Source organism: Modestobacter italicus, from assembly GCF_000306785.1.
Lineage (GTDB): Bacteria > Actinomycetota > Actinomycetes > Mycobacteriales > Geodermatophilaceae > Modestobacter > Modestobacter italicus.
The window spans coordinates 1,665,159-1,683,687 of sequence record NC_017955.1 but is presented as its reverse complement, the minus strand read 5'-3'; the positions used below and the strand labels follow the sequence as shown (position 1 = coordinate 1,683,687).

General features: G+C 68.8%; 7 protein-coding genes. 2 read left to right on the top strand and 5 right to left on the bottom strand.

The features are described from left to right. Positions 1–204 precede the first annotated feature (204 nt). The 4 genes from MODMU_RS08170 to MODMU_RS08160 all read right to left on the bottom strand — a co-directional run bounded on the left by MODMU_RS08170 (position 205) and on the right by MODMU_RS08160 (position 9,624). A complete protein-coding gene (locus MODMU_RS08170; RefSeq protein WP_041796231.1) occupies positions 205–4,983 on the bottom strand; it encodes a DEAD/DEAH box helicase in 4,779 nt (1,592 codons plus the stop codon). Between the two features lie 621 nt (positions 4,984–5,604). Then, the gene (locus MODMU_RS08165; protein WP_014739744.1) at positions 5,605–6,105 is read right to left on the bottom strand and encodes a toll/interleukin-1 receptor domain-containing protein; all 501 of its coding nucleotides are present in this window, start codon (positions 6,103–6,105) and stop codon (positions 5,605–5,607) included. Between the two features lie 625 nt (positions 6,106–6,730). Continuing rightward, on the bottom strand, positions 6,731–8,161 hold the full coding sequence (locus MODMU_RS28395; RefSeq protein WP_014739743.1) for an argonaute/piwi family protein: 1,431 nt from the start codon (positions 8,159–8,161) through the stop codon (positions 6,731–6,733). Continuing rightward, complete coding sequence (locus MODMU_RS08160) at positions 8,161–9,624, bottom strand: DUF4365 domain-containing protein (protein ID WP_014739742.1); 1,464 nt, start codon at positions 9,622–9,624, stop codon at positions 8,161–8,163. Before MODMU_RS08160 ends, MODMU_RS28395 begins: the two co-directional genes overlap by 1 nt. A 529-nt stretch (positions 9,625–10,153) precedes the next feature. Between MODMU_RS08160 and mobF the strand changes: the two genes are divergently transcribed. Together mobF and MODMU_RS08150 are read left to right on the top strand one after the other, a co-directional pair. After that, positions 10,154–15,649, top strand: a complete 5,496-nt coding sequence (gene mobF, locus MODMU_RS08155) for a MobF family relaxase (RefSeq protein WP_041795102.1) — start codon at positions 10,154–10,156, stop codon at positions 15,647–15,649. A 610-nt stretch (positions 15,650–16,259) separates the two neighbouring features. Beyond that, the gene (locus tag MODMU_RS08150) at positions 16,260–17,009 is read left to right on the top strand and encodes a GAF and ANTAR domain-containing protein (protein ID WP_014739739.1); all 750 of its coding nucleotides are present in this window, start codon (positions 16,260–16,262) and stop codon (positions 17,007–17,009) included. Positions 17,010–17,212: 203 nt separating this feature from the next. Here the strand turns inward: MODMU_RS08150 and MODMU_RS08145 are convergent, their stop codons facing one another. Further along, positions 17,213–18,529, bottom strand: a complete 1,317-nt coding sequence (locus MODMU_RS08145; RefSeq protein WP_014739738.1) for a hypothetical protein — start codon at positions 18,527–18,529, stop codon at positions 17,213–17,215.

Sequence of the window (18,529 nt, the reverse complement as noted above, 5' to 3'; positions counted from 1 at the left end):
GGCCGGTGCTTAAGGCACGCGAAAGGCACGCCGAAGGCACGGCCCGGCCGCGGATGACCTCGACATCGTGCAGCTTCCGGGCACGGGCCGCCGGCCCAACAGCGACGACGGGTACGGGCGGCCAGGTGTCATCTCGTGGCTGGCCTGTGCCCGCATCGGGAGCGACCGGCGCACCGCGGTCGCGGCCTGGCCGTCCCGTGTCGTTCACCCGCCGTGGCGGACATCAAGCGGGGGCAGCGAGTCCACCACCGTGATCGTCTCCAAGGAAACCCTGACGATGCGTGCTAGCAGGTCAACGATGTAGCGCGCATCGCCCACTTCGCGGGACCAGTCGTTGGGGTCGTTCACGATGCCCGACGCCTTGTCGGTCTTCACCCAGTAACGGTCAATGATCCACTCGATGGCCGAGCGGCTGCCCAGCGTGTACCGGTACGCCTCTTCCGGGATGCCGCGCAGGGTGATCCGGTCGTTGAACTGGATCACCGACCGGTCGTGTCGCAGCCCCGCAGCCTTCTGCTCCGCGGTCGGCTTGCCGAAGGTCATCTTCTTGTCTCCGACGGCGAAGAACCTGTAGTCCGCCTCGCCACCGGGACCGGAGAGGTCAAGCCCCTCCAGCGGGTGCGGCTCGACGGTCTCGTAGCCCAGGTGCAGCGCGGCCAGCTGCTTACCTGCGTCGGCGAAGGCACGGAAGTCCTTGGCGAACGGGACGCGCGGCAGCATCTTCTTCAGGTCCGCGGCGTAGGTCTCCCGGTACTCCGGCGAGTGCAGCAGTCCGTAGACGTAGTGAAAGATGTCGTCCTTGCTGATCGACTCCCCGGGGTAGGCCGCGGTGAACGTGGCCAGCGCCTCATCGGTGATGTTGTCGATCCGCCGGTAACCGTCGATCACCTCTCCATCGTTTACGTCGAACATCCCCGTGTCGTCGACCTTCTCGTACCGCCAGCGCGCGAAGAACTGCATGGTGTCGACGACGTGCTGGTTCGGCTCAAGGTCAACCATGAGCGGTGTGAACGGAGCATGAGAAGAGACACCGGTCACCACAACACCGAAGTTCGCTGCGGTGGACGTAGGAAAGGTTCGCGGGACGATCCCAGGTCGATGCGCCCACCGAATGTCCGGATAGCGAAACGTTCGCTCGAAAGGGCGGTACAGCGCGGTCACCGGTTTGCCGGAGTCGAACAGGATTGATTCCCTGCGCTGCAGACGGGCCGACAAGGATGACGACCATTTGATGAGGCGAAGGTCATTCGTCGGTTCTCCGGCCAACGCCTTAGCGTAGGTATCCGCCGCAACCTGCATGTGTTGCGACAGCCGTTGCTGGCTCGAGTTGTAGACCCAAGCATCTCGATTGCTCTGCAGACCAGGGCCGTAGGTTCCAAATATCGAGGCCTCGGCCGCTGAGGAGAACGGTAGGAACGCACCGAAGTCGTCGGCGCGCTGGCTCAACCAGTCCCCGTGGTCGTTCGGCACGATTGCAAGGTGCGACAAGCCCGCGAAAGTCCGCGCTTCCGCGACCCGCGCCAGCTTCGCCTCGCGAGTCAGGTAGTCGCCGACGTCGGTGTACTGAACAGTGGCTGGGCCAGTGGTTCTGGACTTCTTGACCAGCACAGTGATGGCCACCGTGGCTCGACTCCCTCCGCCGAAGACCTTTCCACCCTCGCGACGGGACTGCTCCCCAGCGGTGCGCTGATTGCCGCGCAGGTTGAACACGTAAATAGCGGAGAACTCCTCGGCGAGCGTCTTGCGCATCCCATCCGCGGTGTTCGAGTCGAGAAAACCGCCGTTGGTTACAAAAGCCACGATGCCGCGATCCTGGATGCGGAGGGTGGCCCACTTGATGGCGCGGATGTACGAGTCGTACAGCGAGTTCTTGTTAGTGGCCGTCGACCGGGCGGCGTAGGTGTCGCGGATGGCGGCATCCAGGGTCGGGTACTTTTCGTTGGCGTTGTCGTCGTTGGCGCTGTCCTGACCCGACGAGTAGGGCGGGTTCCCGACGATGACCTGAATGGGAAGCCGCTTCTGCCGCTCCAGCCGCTCGTTGTTCTCCGGCATGACGTCGATGTCTTGCTGATCGTCGTCTTCCCACGACTGAAAGCTGTCGGTGAGGACCAGGCCGGGGAACGGAGTCGGGGTCCCCTCCAACTCCTCGTACGTCGTCTCGATGTTGGCCGCCGCGATGTAGTAGGCGAGCAGCAGGATCTCGTTGGCGTGCAGCTCGTTGGCGTACTTGCGGGCCAGGTCGTGCGGCTCAATCAGCCCGCTCTGCAGCAGCCGGACCAGGAAGGTGCCGGTGCCGGTGAACGGGTCGAGCACGTGCACGCCCTCGTCGGTCAGCCCCTCGCCGAACTCCGCGCGCAGCACCTCGTCGGCCGAGCGCAGGATGAAGTCGACGATCTCCACCGGGGTGTAGACGATGCCAAGTTTCGCGACCGTCTTCGGGAACGCGGTGGCGAAGAACTTGTCGTAGAGCTCAACCAGCACCCGCTGCTTGCCAGTCGCGTTGTCCACCCCGGCCACCCGCTTGCGTACGGTGTCGTAGAAACCCTCGAGCGTCTCGTTCTCCGCGCCCACAGCGTGCGCATCGAGCACCGCCAGCATGTTCTCCATCGTCCGAGCCACCGGGTTGCCGGCCAGGAAGCTGGAGTGGGCGAACAGCGCCTCGAACACCGGCCGGGTGATGAGGTGCTGGGCCAGCATGTCGATCGCGGCGTCCTCGGTGATCGAATCGTTCAGGTTCCCGCGCAGGCCCGCGACGAAGTGCTCGAACTCGTCGGCCGCCGGCCCAGGCGTGGCGAGCAGCCCCTTGATCCGGGTGACGTGCGCAGCGGCGATATCGGCGATGTCCTTCGCCCAGGTCTCCCAATACCTGCGCTCGCCGACCTTGGCGACGATCCGCGCGTACATCGCGTCGCGGAACTCGTCGGCCGGGAACTCCATGAGCAGCTGCTCGGTGGACTTCTGGGTCGGCTGGTCTGGATCGGGGACTGTCACGCCGTCGCCGTCCGTGGGATCGGTAATCGTGACGATCTCGATCTTGTCCGGCTTGTGCTTGTTCAGCTCGATCTGGTTCACCATCGCGTGGAACCGGTCGTCGTGGCTGCGCAGCGCCTGCAGCACCTGCCAGACGACCTTGTATCGCTCGTTGTCCCGCAGCGCCTCCTCCGGGGCGATGCCGCTGGGCACCACCACCGGCAGCACGATGTAGCCGAGCTCCTTGCCCGGCGCCTTACGCATTACCCGGCCGACCGACTGCACGACGTCGACCTGCGAGCCCCGCGGCGTCAGGAAAAGGACCGCATCCAGCGCCGGTACGTCCACGCCCTCGGACAGGCACCGGGCGTTGGTGAGCACCCGGCACACCCCGGTGGTGTGCGACTCCTTCAGCCAGGCCAGATGGGCGTTGCGCTCGTGTACGCCCATCGTGCCGTCCACGTGGGCGGCCTGGACGCGCAGCCTCGGCCGATCCTCTGGGGCATCGATCTGCGCCCGGTCAGCCAGGTCCGGGAACGCCGCGGCCGCCGCCTTGGACGCCTTGATGTGCTGTGCGAAGGCCACGGCGGTCCGCATTGGCACTTTATCGGCCGGCGCCTCACCATCGGTAGCCACCGGCCCGAAGTGCTTCGCCAGGCCGTTCCAGCAGCCGATCAGCTTCGCCGCCTGGTCGAGCTGAATCTCGCCGGAGTTGGCCATGGCCTGTTGGAAGTTCTCCGCGACGTACTTCTCGTCGACAGCCAGTACCAGCACCTTGTAGTCGGTGAGCAGGTCGGCCTCCACCGCCTGGCCGAAGCCAAGCCGGTGCAGCTCCGGGCCGAAGACGCCTTCGTCGCCCATGTCGGCGAGGACCGCGTCGGCGTCGGTCGCCTTGCGCCTGACCTCCTCGCCGAACACGCGCGGGGTCGCGGTCATGTACAGCCGCTTGGCTGCCTTCAGGGCGTCGGCGTCGTGGATGCGGACGAACGCCGACTCGTCCTTGTCCGCAAGGGTGACGCCGGTGGTGCGGTGCGCCTCGTCGCAGACGACCAGGTCGAAGGCGGGCAGGCCGAGCTCCTGTGCCCGGGTGACCACGTCGATCGACTGGTAGGTCGAGAACACCACCCGCATGCGCCCGTCGCCGTTCGCGCTCGCCTCGAACCGGCTCAGCAGTGTCTGCGGGTCGGTCGAGGCAGGCTCAGTCAGGTCGATCGGCAGCTGGTCGGCGTCGTCGGACGGCGCTCGGCGCCCCACTCGGACGTCGGAACAGACCGCGAGCGCACGGATGTCGACCTCCGCATTGGCCATCCACTCCCGCAGGCTCTGGCTAAGCAGCTGAATGCTCGGCACCAGGAACAGCACCGTCCCGCCGGCGCCGACCAGCTCCTCCGCGATCCGCAGGCTGGTGAAGGTCTTCCCGGTGCCGCACGCCATCACCAGCTGGCCCCGGTCGCGCTCGGCGAGCCCGGCGCGGACGTCGTCCAGCGCCTCCTGCTGGTGCGGGCGCAGCGCCTTCTTGCCCGTCGGAACGACAATCTCCGGCGTCGTCCAGGAGAACTGGTCCCAGTCGATGGCGGCGTCGGCGAGGTACCCGATGTCGACGCGCTGGGCCACTCCCCCGGCCAGCGTCTCCTCGGCGTTGACCGACCACCCGGCCGCGGTATCGAACACAATCCGCCTGGTGAACTGCGAGGAGGCCGAGGCGGAGACGAACGAGTCGATGTCGGCCTTGGCGACCGTGCGACCCGGTGCGTAGAACTTGCACTGGATCGCGGTGAGCCCGCCGTCGTCGGCGTTCGCCGCAACCAGGTCGATGCCGGTGTCCGGCCGGCCGGCGCGCTCGGGCCAGTCCGACCACAGCCAGACGTCGGAGAACCGCGACTTCCACTCGGGGTCGGAGGTCAGGTAGGCCCTGATGAGCCGCTCGAACTTGCTGCCCTTGTCCCGCTCGTCCAGCGATTCGCTGCGCAGCCGGTCCAAGACAGTGTGGATGGTCCCCGTCACGCTTCGCATCTTGCCCGACAGAGCGTCGAGACTGGGTTGCCCCGCCCGGACGCCCCTCGGAGGGCCCAAGATCGACTGGCCCCCCGCCCACCGGCGTTGGCCTACGGTCGACGACCACCTCGTCCAACCCGTCATGTGAGGCGCTGCAACACGTGGTGCTGGGCTACTTGACGTGTCTACCGCGATCGGCCGGCGCTCGATGACGGCCTACGGCCGCGACTTGATCAGAGGGGCTGCCGGCTCGAACTCCCGACCCCGACACTGCCAGGCCGTGATGATCGCGTTCGTGGCGGTTCGCCGCCGTCCGGTGGGCGCCTGGCTTGGAACTCTGGACTCCTACAAACGTCTGCGTCCGACGACGAACTGCGCCAGCTGCAACCAGAACGGCAACCACGCCGGCGCCGGAGATCGCGACGTCGAGCGGCAGCCCGGTGCGGTCGACGAGCAGGTGGTACTTGATGCCGCGTTGACCCGGTCAGTTCACGCCCCTGTTCGCCCGGACGCTGACACTGTCGAGGCTGGCCCGTCACCTCGCCGGTCGCCGGGCAGTGGTCAACACGCACCAGCCCCGCACCCCTGTTGCCAGGTGCGGGGCTGGTGCGTCTTGGGGCGTGCGCGGGCCAGCGTGCTTCAGAGGGCGGGCAGGGCAGCGGCTGCCGCAGCGAGCTTGGCGGCGACGTCGTCGAGCGAGGACTCCTTGGTGCTGAGACCGGCGTGCGAGGCGAGCATGGGGCTGATGTCCAAGAGCTGCTCGTAGGTGACCCCGTGCGTGACCGGGATGACGCGCTTGCTGTTCAGGAGCACGGCCAGTTCCTTCTCGGCGATGCCCTCCTTCTCGATGCTCTTGAGAAGCGCAGGCGTCACCAACACGATTCCGATGCGGGAGTTGCGGAGCCCCTTGTCAATTTCGCGGATCATCAGGGATCCGAGGGGGAGGTCTTCCTCGCTGAACCACACCGTCGCACCGTTGGTCTTCAGGAGGCCATGAAGCTCGGCGGCGCTGCCCTGCCGGTCGTCCCAGGCGTGGCACAGGAAGAGGTCACGACGGTCCGGGTTGACCCGGGCCTGCTCCACCGCCTTCTCGGCGTAGGGCTCGACCGTTCGCCACTCTGTGGGGGTGTACGAGACCATCCGGCCTGCCCTGGTCCGACGCGAGCCCCCACCAGACGACACGCCGGACGAGCTGCCGTAGGACGGATACGCCGAGTAGGACGGCCGAGAGTAGGTGGAGTAGGACGAGCGGTAAGACCTCCCACCCCTACACGCTGGGCAGTTCGCCGCCCCACTCGCGGTGCGGTGCCCTTCACGCGGAGCCGTGCATTGAGCCATATGGGTGTTCTCCTTCGCCCGGGTGACCCCCGGCATGGTGGAGAGCGACACATGTTGCTAGCGTTCGGCGATCTACCCCACGTAGACGCACCCCGGTTCGCGGCCCCCGGCCATACGGACCGGGGTGTGACGTATCTCCGGGGTGAATCTTGACATGCCATGTGGACAACTCCGGGGGCCTGACCGGCGTGTCCCGTCCGCCGAACGGTGAATTCGCAGGTCAGCGGCTCGCAATCTGATACCCCAAAAGAAGACAAGCGCACCCGCATGGGTGGTCGGGAGCCCGCTGCCTCCTCGGCCTCCACGCCGACCTACATCACGGATGTAGGGCCGCTGGGAACGTGCCTGGTCGCTACCTGACTGTACCTAGGCCGGGTGGCGGCCGCGGAGGCCCGCCACGGCCAACACGGGTCGGAACGGTGCGCCTTCACATGTAATAGGCATAACTGCCGATAACCGGAGCCTCCGGCTCAACAAAACGAAGAACGTTCCCCACTTGAGCGCTAGTGCGGAGAGTGATCGGATCACGCGCGTCTAGTTGGGTGCGGTTCCAGTTCATCTTGGTCAGAGCAAGAATCTCCTCGCCGATGACCTCGAGCGGACGTTCCGAGTCGGCGACTCGGAGGCCTAATGGCGCTGGGATGAAAGGACCCGGATACGCGCCATAGAAGGGGACTGTTCCCACACTGTAGAGAACCCCGTGGTCCCTGCTCAACTCTAGAAGTGTTCCTCGAAGTGGTGGGTTGTTAGCTCCGGCGCGGAAGAGGCGGGTGCTTTCACTTCGACTAACCCACACCAAGTCCAAGGTATCAAGATACACCTGGTCGGCAATGGCACGGAATCCCTCGGTTTCAGCGCGGTCGAAGCTGCTGGTCTTATGTAGCACGCACCGGGCAGGCAAGGTCTTATGTTCCCTCCTGAACGCCTGCAGCGCCGACTGAAGAAGATCAGAGGCGTCTTCAGAGCGCAGGTGGGGTTGCAGATCGTCCTTGCCCAGGGCTGCGACCCCACCGCGGACGACTACGCCATCTCCACGCTGGTTGAAGACCTGAGCGACTGCGGTCTCCAGGTTGTCTCCCGAAGTATTCCGGAAGAAGCCGACCCCAACGAAACACGTACTCAAATCAGCCGACTGCCGCCTCAGTCGCCATGGCACACCGCCCGCCTTATAATAGAGCGCTGTATGAAGGTTCCAGGCGCGCGTGGCTTCGTCTTGGACACTCCGCCCACCGTGCGCAGCCTTCGCGCCTGTGATCGGCGACTTGGAAGCGTCGCCCCACGTAGTCCGCTTGATCACCTGAATCGGCCGTCCGAAAGTCATGGCACGCGCCTTGAGGAGATCGCGAAAGTTCACCTCGCCTGATTGCCGGACCTGCCCCTCGGGCGGCTCCGGCAAGTCAGGGCGACAGCATATTATAACGTTGCACCAATTATCCTCCACCAGCGCATGGATCTGCTCGAGATACAGTTCAACCGCTTGACTCGCTGCGTCCGCTGGAGTCAGGTCCTGCAGTCGCTCCAGGTCGCGCAATCGGATGTGATTAACGGCTCGATCCTGGAAGGAAAGCGTGCTATAGAACGCCGCACCTTCGGAGAAGCCTGGGAACGAGGGAAACAAGTTCAGCATTCGTTCTGCTTTGCCGGATGGCGCGTCGATCGAAGTTCGACATCGATCCAGCCACGCAAGCAGTCCCGCCGTGTCACTTGGCAGCCCTACGACGCCTACTCGGATCTCCTGCGGCGCGCCGGCGGTGAGTCTGTCTGCAGGTCCATAGGCGGCAATACCGAAACGAGGATCTATGTGCCGGGCTCCGGCCCCAAATTCCAGCTCAGGCTCAGCAAGAACGCGGAGCCTCATCACAACAGCGTCCAGTCGCCGTCGTCCGTTGCTCCACTTCCGTCTGCGGCCTCCCAGACTGGTTCGACGTCGGCTTCCTCAGACACCTCGGCACTTGAACGCGGCCGGCCCCTCCAGCCGCTGTCGTCGATACCGAACTCCGCTTCGAACTCGCGGAGGTCACCAAAGGTGAGGGTGCGCTCGGGGTCCCCGATTCGCCGCTTGTCCCCTCTTATGTAGGAGGCCCACATCCGAACGCTGCCTTCAACCGCAGCGGCTTTCTCGAGCCTGCGGATACCGGCCAGATTGTCGGCTGCGTACAGAGAGTCGCGGCGTCCATCGCTTGTGAAGACGTATGTCGGATCGAGCTGCGCGTACCAGGTGTCACCATCATGGACGTAGCCAAGCCGCAGCGCTGAATGTCTGTAGTACGCCACGCGAGACGGGTCCTTCTTATTGGGGTAGCCCTTGAACACGACCCTCTCGCGGGCCTTACCTGGCAGTGTCCTGGGGCGTAGGTCGCGCGTCGCCTTGAAGTAGATGAGCTTCTTCTTGCCGTGCCAGGCCAGCTCGTGATGTAGGTCATCCAACAGCGATCGCGTCAACAACTGCGCACACAAGCGCTGAACTTGGCTGTCCTCATTACCCAGCCACTCCTCCGCTGGCCGACTTTCAGCCGCGCCTGACAGAAACGGCTCCCATCCCGGCTCGGCAAAGTCGCCGAATGAATACGATTGCCCACCGTGCACTATCCAGTCAGAGCGCCTTACTCCCGACTTTCGTAGGGCGGGCCCCAACTGGTCCAGACGTGTCTCGTTAAGCGGCACACTGAAGATCCGTGCTGGTGTGGCTTCGAGAGGTAGCAAGTTGCTGATGATCGTCTCGCCGCGAGGCGCTAAGCCTAGATAGATGCCGCTTCCGGCCGGCGCAGCCAAGCGAGCGATGGCTTCGGCCGCTTCGGAGTTGTAAGCCTGAGCGCCCTTGTCGAAGACAACCCGTCGGCTCTTCTGGCGTGCCGGATCATCGAACCAGGCGTTGATGTGTACCCACCACGCCTCCTGGCTGCGCGGATGGGAGCAAATCAGGATTACTGGAGCATTGCCGCCGAGCCAGTACTCCAGGTCACGGGCATCCACGATGTAGTGGAAGGACCCATCAGTCTCTCCGGGGAACGGCTGATCGCTGGCCTTGCTCTGAACCATCACGACCAGATTGCGCACCTCGCCGGTTGCCCGGTCGCGCAGTTCGATCTCGCCGTCGATCCCCGCGTCTGTCTGGCGCTGATGCCAGACATGACCCATCTCCGCCGTCCGCAGGGCGATGAGTGCGATGCCGGCCTCACCGATCACATGCGAGCTGCTGATCCGCTTGCCCCCGCTCGCGCGCCGCATAGGGCAGTTGTACAGGTGCGGACTGACAGGCCCGCATACAGACGCGAACGCCGGCAAGGCGATGGCTGGGACGGCAGCCGCGGACTCGATCATGCCGACGCCGCTCGGCAGTTGAGGTCTGGGATGCCGGTGAATGCCTTGGTCACGTCGCACCGTCATCGGCGGAGCACCACCGCGGTGGTCGCCCTGGGCATGCAGCTGCCTCCGGAACGCGATAGTCGGCCCACCCAGGAGCCGATGTCGACCACGGCTGCTGACTCGAGCGCCCCGTCTGACAACCCCAGCGCGGGGCCACCGTCGTCCTCCCGTGGACACCTGCTCCGGGCCTCAGCACGTCCTTCAGGCTCCGCCGGCTCTACAAGATCAAGTCCGTCACACGTCTTGCATTCCGGCCGAGCAGGCAGCCCCCGCCGGCGCTCGGTTGGACAGGGGCCGACGGCGTTGTCCGGTGTTGGCCTGAGGGGTTCGTGATCGATCCATTCGTCGTTGCGCCCCAGGGATCAGCGTCGCGGACCCCATCTACGCGAGCGACGCGGCTCCCTCCCGGAGTTCCGCGGCACCGAGCTACTGGAGAAGTGCGGCAGCCGTAGCGGAGTCCGCCTTCCTACGGTCCGCGACCGTGATGACCCTGCACAAGCTGACTGCCGGGGACGGCTACACGTACCTAACGCGGCAGGTGGCAGCGTTCGACGCGACGGAGCGGGGGCACGCCGGGCTGGGTGACTACTACTCCCAGCGCGGCGAGTGTCCCGGTAGGTGGACCGGCAACGGCCCGGCCGGGCTCGGCCGAGTGAGCGCCGGGCAGCCCGTCACCGAAGAGCAGATGAAGGCGCTGTTCGGGGAGGGGCGGCATCCCGACGCCGCTCGGCTCGAGAAACAGGCCCTGACCCGGGGACAGACGCCGCAGGAGGCGCGGGCGGCGGGAGACCTGGGGCGGGCCTTCTACGTCTTCAGTCCTCAAGCCGACGGCTTCCGAGCCCGCTGCGCGGACGAGTTCGCCGCCTTCAACACTGCCCGCGGACAGCCGGCGACCGCCCCGATCCCAGACGGCGACCGCGCGCGAATCCGCAGCGACCTCGCCCGGGCCATGTTCGCCGAAACCAATGGCCGCTCGCCGCGCGATGCCCGCGAGCTGTCGGGGTTCCTCGCCCGGGTCTCACGGCCGGCAACGACGGCGGTGGCCGGCTACGACCTCACCTTCTCCCCCGTCAAGTCGGTCTCGGCGTTGTGGGCGCTGGCACCGCGGGAGGTGGCCAAACAGGTCGAGGCCGCCCACGCCGCCGCAGTCGCCGACACCTTTGCCTGGTTGGAAGCCAACGCGTCCTTCACCCGGCTGGGCACCGACGGGGTGCGGCAGGTGGAGACCACCGGGTTAATTGCCGCGGTGTTCACCCACCGCGACTCCCGCGCGGGCGATCCCGATCTGCACAGCCACGTGGCGGTGAGCAACAAGGTGCAGACCCGCGATGGGCACTGGCGGGCGCTGGACGGGCGAGTGCTGCACAAGGCCGCCGTCGCCGCCTCCGAGCGCTACGACACCCGACTGGAGGCCCACCTGGTCACTCGCCTGGGTGTCCGGTTCACCGATCGCCCCGGTTCCACCCCGGGACGGCGGACGGTGCGCGAGATCGCCGGCATGGAGGAGGGACTCCTGACGGCGTGGTCGTCGCGGCGTCGGGACATCGACGCCCGTCGAGCTGTGTTGGCCGGCGACTTCCAGCGCGACCACGGCCGGCCGCCCACAGCGGTGGAGGCGATCGCGCTGGCGCAGCAGGCCACGCTGGAGACCCGCGGCCCCAAGCACGAGCCGCGCTCCCTCGCCGAGCAGCGGGCCACCTGGCGGCGGGAGGCGGTCGCCGTCCTCGGCGGGCCCGACCGGATCACCCGGATGCTCGGTCGCGTACTGGGCGCGCGCGGGTCCCCGCGCCCGGGGCTCACCGAGACCTGGGTCCGGTCGGCCGCCGTCCGGGTGCTGGACACCGTCTCGGAGGCGCGGGCCACCTGGCAGATCTGGCACGTGCGCGCCGAGGCCGAGCGGGTGGTGCGGGCCGCCGCCCTGGCACCGGACGTCGTGGACGTCGCGGTCACCCGGGTCACCGAGGGGGTGCTCTCCCCCGCTCTGTCCGTTCCGCTTGGTGAGTCGGATCCGGTGGTCGAGCCAGCGGAGCTGCGCCGCTCGGACGGGGCCAGCGTCTACACCGTCGCCGGTGCCCGGCTCTACACCAGCCAGGCGGTGCTGGACGCCGAGGCGCTGCTCCTGGGAGCCGCCGGCTGCAGCGACGGACGGCGTGCCGATCCGGCCACGGTGGAGCTGGCGCTGCTTGAAGCCACCGCCAACGGCGCCGAGCTCAATCCCGGCCAGGCGCAGCTGGTGCGCGAGCTGGCCGTCAGCGGCGCCCGGGTGCAACTGGCCCTCGCCCCGGCCGGAGCGGGCAAGACGACCGCGCTGGCGACCCTGGCTCGCGCCTGGACCGCCGGCGGTGGCACGGTGCTCGGCCTGGCGCCGTCGGCCGTGGCCACCGCCGGGCTGCGCGACTCCCTGAGATCTCCGTGTGACACGCTTGCCAAGCTCATCTGGTGCCTCGACGCCGGGCAGGCACCCGACTGGATGGCCGGCATCGGGCCGACCACGCTGGTGGTCGTCGACGAGGCCGGCATGGCCGGCACCCGCGAGCTGGCACGCGCCGTCGCGCACATCCTGGGGCGCGGCGGATCGGTGCGGCTGGTCGGCGACCACCAACAGCTGACCTCGGTCGCCGCCGGAGGCGTGCTGGCCGAGATCGCCGCCACCCACGGCGCGGTCACCCTGACCCAGTTGGTGCGCTTCACCGACCCGGCCGAGGCCGCGGCCACCGTCGCCGTCCGGGACGGCGACACCCTCGGGCTGGGCTTCTACCTCGACTCCGGCCGGGTGCACGTCGGGGACCTGGCCGCCTGCGCTGAGCAGGCCTACGCCGCCTGGGCCGCCGACTCCGCCCGCGGCATGGACGCACTGCTGCTGGCCGCCACCCGGGACCTGGTCACACAGCTGAATCAGCGGGCGCGGGCCGACCGCCTGGCAGGCGCCACCTCCTCCCCGGGTGCAGAGGTCGAGCTGGCCGACGGCACCCGCGCCGGGCCTGGAGACCCGGTCATCACCCGCGCCAACAACCGGCGACTACCGATCACCGCCACCGAGTGGGTGAAGAACGGTGATCGCTTCACCGTCCGCGCCATCGGCCGGGACGGCGCCCTCGACGTCGTCCACACCGGCACCGGGCGGCGGACCACCCTGCCGGCGGGCTACGTCGCCGAGCACGTGCAGCTCGGGTACGCGACCACGGTGCACGGCGCCCAGGGCGCCACCGCCGACGTCTGCCACACCGTGTTCACGGGCGGCGAGTCCCGGCAGCTGCTCTACGTCGCGCTCTCCCGCGGGCGCGCCGCCAACCACCTGTACCTGGCCACCGTCGGCGACGGCGACCCGCACAGCATCGTCACCCCCGCCGCCGTGTCACCGCCCACCGCCACCGACCTGCTGGCCGGCATGCTGGCCCGCGACGGCGCCCAGACCTCCGCGGCCGGCGCCCGCCGGGCGCTGGCCGACCCAGCCGAGCAACTGCACTCCGTTGCCACCCGGTACGCCGACGCGCTACGCGTCGCCGCCGATCACCGCCTGGGTGCAGCGACCGCAGAAGAACTGGAGAACGCCGCCGAGCGTCTGCACCCAGGGCTGACCAGCGCGCCGGCGTGGCCGGCGCTGCGCGGACACCTGGCGCTGCTCGCACTCACCGGCGCCGACTCTGTCGCCGCCCTGAAGACGACGGTCGAAGCGCGCGAACTGGAGACGGCGAACGATCCCGCTGCCGTCCTCGACGACCGGCTGGCCGCTCTCGGTTCGGCCGGCCCGCTGCCGTGGCTGCCCGGCATGCCGGCCGCCCTGGCCGACGATCCGCAGTGGGGTCCCTACCTCGCCGCCCGCGCGAACCACGTCGCGGCCCGCGCGGCACGGGTTGCCTCCGCCGCCACCGAGATGACCGCGGCCACCGCACCGACCTGGGCTCAGCGCCTGCTTGACCCGGACCATGAGGCACTGCGGGCCGACCTCGCCGTCTGGCGCGCAGCACTCGCCGTTCCCGACAGCGACCGGCGCCCCACCGGACCGCGCCGGCGGCCGGCTGCGGAACGCCGATCCCAGGCGCAACTGGACGAGGCGGTGACCGCCACCGGTCCCGTCCGGGACAGCTCGGTGTGGGCGACGCTGGCCGACGGCATCGACCCCCGCATCCGACGCGACGGGCACTGGCCGGTCCTTGGCGACCGACTGGCCGCCGCCGACCGCGCCGGTCTCGATGCCGCCGGCATGCTCGTCGCCGTCGCCACACAGCGCCCCCTGCCCGATGACCTGCCCGCTGCGGCCCTGTGGTGGCGGCTGTCGCCCCACGTCGCTCCAGCCACCGTTCTTGCGGCCCCGGGCGCGACTGGACCGCGCCCGGACTGGTGCGCCACCCTGCTGAGCCGGCTCCCCGATGAGCAGGCTCCGCGTGTGCTGGCCGACCCCGCGTGGCCGGCGCTGGTCGCCGCGGTCACCACCGGCATCCGCACCGGCTGGCCCTCCGCCGACCTGCTCACCGCCGCCTTCGCCGGGCTGCCCCCCGCGGTGGCCGGCGACGCGACTGGGTTGGCCGAGGCGCTGGCCTTCCGGATCGCTGCCCTCACCGACCCAGCCCCCGTGCACCATCCCGAACCGCTGCAGGCCGATCTGCAGCCACCCGACGACGCGCATCTGCTGCCGCCCGCGCCCGCCCCCACGACCGCCACCGACCCGGCGGAGGTAGCACCGGGCTACGAGGACGCGCCGTTCGACCCCGACTACGACACCCCTCCCCCGGCGTCGCCGCCGCGATATCGCACGCACGGCCCGTTCACCCTCACCGGCGGGGTCGAGGCCACCGACGACGCGGACTACTTGCTCGAGCAGCACTTCTGGGCCACCGCCGTCGTCGGCCGCGATCGGCTCATCGAGCTAAACACTCAGGCCGCCGCCTTCTTCACCGACCACTACTCCGACGCCTGGGTCGCGAGCTACCTGCGCGATCGGTTGGGCACCGACCTCACCGCCGATCCTCCCTTCACCCCCGGCCACGCTCCCGCCGGCTGGACGACGCTCGTGGATCACCTGCGTGGCCTCGGCGCCACCGATACCGAAATGGTCGCCGCGGGCCTCGCCCAGCGCGCCCGCACCGGCGCGCTGATCGACCGGTTCCGCGACCGGCTCACCTTTCCCATCCACGACGCCGACGGGGTGATCGTCGGCTTCATCGCCCGCCGCAACCCCACCGCAGCCGACGACGAACGCGCCGGACCCAAGTACCTCAACAGCCCGGGCACCGACCTGTACCGCAAGGGCGAGCACCTGTTCGGCCTCCACGAGGCCCGGTCCGGGCTCGTCGCCGGAGCCACCCCGGCTCTCGTCGAGGGACCGCTGGATGCCATCGCCCTCACCCTGGCCGGCGCCGGCCAGACCGTCGGCGTTGCGACCCTCGGCACCGCCCTCACCGACCAGCAAGCAGACCTCCTCGGCCGCTACATCGGCACCAACGGTTCCGGCATCCTCGTGGCCACCGACAACGACCTGGCCGGTCAGCAGGCCGCCGAGCGCATCTACTGGCAGCTCACCAGCCGTGGGGACGCCCCGCGCCGCCTCGCCCTACCCGACGGGCTCGATCCCGCCGACCTTCTCCACCGCGACGGCGCCACGGGTCTGCGGACAGCCATCGACTCCTCACGCAGCCTCGCCGACACCCTTCTCGACGCCCGCGTGACGCTGGCTTCGCGAGACAGGAGCGACTCGGACATCCATGCGGCACTGCGCGAGGCCGGTGCGATTATCGTTGCCCTGCCACCCAGCCGGTGGCTGGCGTACATCGATCGGGTCACCGAAGCACTTGGCGTGCCACCCGGCACCGTCCACAGGGCAGTGCTCGACGCCGACTCGAACTCCTCAGCGCCTCGCACGAGCACGGCTGGTCCGCGACGGACGCCCCGCTCAATGCCTCCAACCGAGGATTCTCTTCGGGCGACTCATCCGGGGCAGGCCACGCAAAGGACCTCGCCTCACCTGCATCCTTCTCGGTGAGGCTTCCTGTCCGGTGACGGCGGACGAGGTCTAAGGCCTGTACCTGAGGGCGGCCTTGGGACATCCGGTCAGTCTGTCCCGCGCCGGGCTTCGTGGAGGCACTCAGCCCCGACGTGATCTTGCCGGACCACGTTAGCTCTTCGTCGCAGACTGCTGTCTCATGACGGGGAAACTCAGATTCTCCTGAGGGCTGGGCAACACCAAGGGACACGCCACCTGTCGCGGTTCTGATCGACGCCAAGGGCCAGCGGTTGTTCGGCACGCCGCTCAGACCCGCGTCGGTCGACCCCGGCCTCAGCCGGGACACTGCGGTCGGCGCGGACGACCTGCACCCACCGCAGTAGCAGAAGTGCGCTTGGTGATGCGGTCCCGATGCTGGCCACCGAAGCGGGGGCTCCCGTGCTTCAAGGCGCTGTCCGGTGTCCCTCAACGGCCTACTTGGGGACGTCGCCAGGGCCCAGAGGGCGGCCCACGCGAGTAGCGTCACGTGAGTCGTCGGATGGCTCGGCGTCCATGGCCCGCCACGCAGGTGGCGTCTCATGCACGACCCTCAGATCGAGGGCCGCGGCCGAGGCCACCCACCTTCGGTATAAGTAGACCGGAGGCCGTCGTGGCCACTGACCAGACCTCCTTGGCGATTCGCGCCGTCCAGGCGCTGGAACGCCTCAGCTCGCTGTCCCTGCGCCAGGTGTCGATGGACGACCTGCTGCAGACCATCGCGGACCTAACCAAGACCGTGATGCCGGGCAACCCCGAGGCGTCGGTGACGCTGCTGGTCAAGAAGCACCCGACCACGGTGGCCTCCACCGGCCAACTGGCCACCGACCTGGACGAGGCGCAGTACGAGCGCGGTCACGGCCCGTGCCTGCATGCAGCCCGCACCGGTGTGCTGGCCGAGATCGCCGACATGCGCACCGACAGCCGCTGGCCGGACTACACGCCCCGGGCCGCCGAGCGCGGTGCCCTGAGCTCCCTGTCAGTGCCGCTGGCCATCGACGAGGACGCGCAGCTCACCGGCGCTATCAACATTTACGCCCGCGAGCCGAACGCCTTTGACGAGGCCAGTCGCACGGCGGCCACCCGCTTCGGCCCCTACGCCGCAGTCGCCGCCGGCGACCTGCACGCCTACCAGGGCGCCCGGGACAGGGCCGACAACCTGCAAGCAGCCCTAGTGACCCGGGGTGTGATCGACCAGGCCAAGGGCATCCTGATGGACCGCCACAAGCTGACCGCAGACCAGGCGTTCCAGGTCCTGGCCCAGATGTCGATGAGGGCAAACAGGAAGCTGCACGCGGTCGCCGACGAGCTGGTGCACACCGGAGTCCTGCCCTCGGGGACGTGGTTGCCTGCGGGCCGCTGACGTCGTCCACCACCCACCGAGTCGCCCGGATCCGGAGGCACCCGGAGACTGATGAGTAGTCGCAACGGCCTCTGCGGGAGCCGTCGCGGTCAGGCCCTGCCGCTCCAGAAACAGGGGGCGGCGGGGCTGCCCTCCCAACGTCCCTGAAGCCGCCGTCACGGACAGGTCGGAGGCCCCGTTCCCCGTCACCGCATAGGGATGGGCTACCGGGACGGTGGGATCTGCCGCGGCCCGTGAAACACTCGGATTCCCATTCTGTCGCGATCGACGGCGTGGGCACGACTGAGCAGACGCTCGGCCTCGCCCGGCACCTTTGCTCCCCGGTCGCGCCGGTCGGTTCGGTGCCGTTGCGCCACTGGCTCGGTCCCGGAGGCGCGGTGCAGCGCGTCGGTCAGTCCGGTCGAGAGGTCAGCGGCCCGACCGACGACATTCCGCAGTCGGTTGAGGTCGGCGCCGCTGGCCCGCACGTGTCTTCCGGCGATCACCGCCTGGATGCGGTCCTCGGGCATGGCCTCCATGCGTGGCAGGTCGCGGGCGTTCGCGAACAGCTGACCAGTGCGGGACCACCGCTCGACCGCCATGGTGAGCCGGTCGGCGAGGACCGGCATGTGCCCCGCGACCTGCTGGACCGCAGCTGCCACGTCCGCGGACGTCTGCTGGCCGTGCTGCTCCCCTATGTCGGCGGGCGAGCCGACCTCGGTGCGCAGGGCGCGGACGAGCGCCTGCGACGACGAGACGACGCCTCTGCGGTCGCCGGGCTCTCTTTGGCGTCCGTCGTGGAAGACCATGCTGGCGCGACCGGCAAGTTGCCAGGCGAGCCCGGCGACCAGCAGCGGTCCGGCGTCCCTTCCGGTCATGCCCGCCGCGACCGCGGCGTAGCGACTGGTGAGCTCGGCGGCGGCGACGGCGGCACGGAAGTCCCGCAGTGTCAGGTCGTCGGCTCGCTGTGCACGGTCGAGCGCAGCCAGGAGACCAGCGACGGCGTCCAGGACGGTCACCTCCGCCTCTCCGGAGGGCGGCCCTGGCAGCGGGACCAGGCGGTCGAGCCCCACGGAAGCCGCGGCGGTGGGCGGATCGGCCTGCGCGTCATGCTCGATGGTGGCGGCTGAATGGCGGACGACGTCCAGCTCCGGAGCGGCCGCCTCCGGCAGCAGCCGGCGACCGAGCCGTGCGCAGTGGTCGGCGACCTCGGCTACCTCGACCGTTGCCGCCCAGCGGTGGGAGCGGCCCATGACGGACCTGTCGCGGCCGATGAGGTCGGCGGCGGCGCCAGCGAGGTCAGTGAGCGGCCCGCCGCTGTGCGGCCACAGCCGGCCGGCGGTGGCGACAGCGGCTGCGAGTGCGGTGGCGTTGCGCTGCCGATAGCTGTCGCCGAGGGTGAGCCCGTCTTCGGCCACCCCGGACAGCGCCCGGCCCAGGTGGGCCAGTGCTCCGCTGACGTCCTCGATGGTCGCCGCTGCGGGGCGGATACTTGCTCGGTCGCTGAGGTCGCCGAGCAGCTGCCGCAGGGTAGTGGCCAC

What these genes read in the sequence shown, in the direction of transcription:
- MODMU_RS08160 (WP_014739742.1), bottom strand. Translation starts at nt 9,624, where the DNA reads ATGATCGAGTCCGCGGCTGCCGTCCCAGCCATCGCCTTGCCGGCGTTC.
- mobF (WP_041795102.1), top strand. Translation starts at nt 10,154, where the DNA reads ATGACCCTGCACAAGCTGACTGCCGGGGACGGCTACACGTACCTAACG.
- MODMU_RS28395 (WP_014739743.1), bottom strand. Translation starts at nt 8,161, where the DNA reads ATGAGGCTCCGCGTTCTTGCTGAGCCTGAGCTGGAATTTGGGGCCGGA.
- MODMU_RS08165 (WP_014739744.1), bottom strand. Translation starts at nt 6,105, where the DNA reads ATGGTCTCGTACACCCCCACAGAGTGGCGAACGGTCGAGCCCTACGCC.
- MODMU_RS08170 (WP_041796231.1), bottom strand. Translation starts at nt 4,983, where the DNA reads ATGCGAAGCGTGACGGGGACCATCCACACTGTCTTGGACCGGCTGCGC.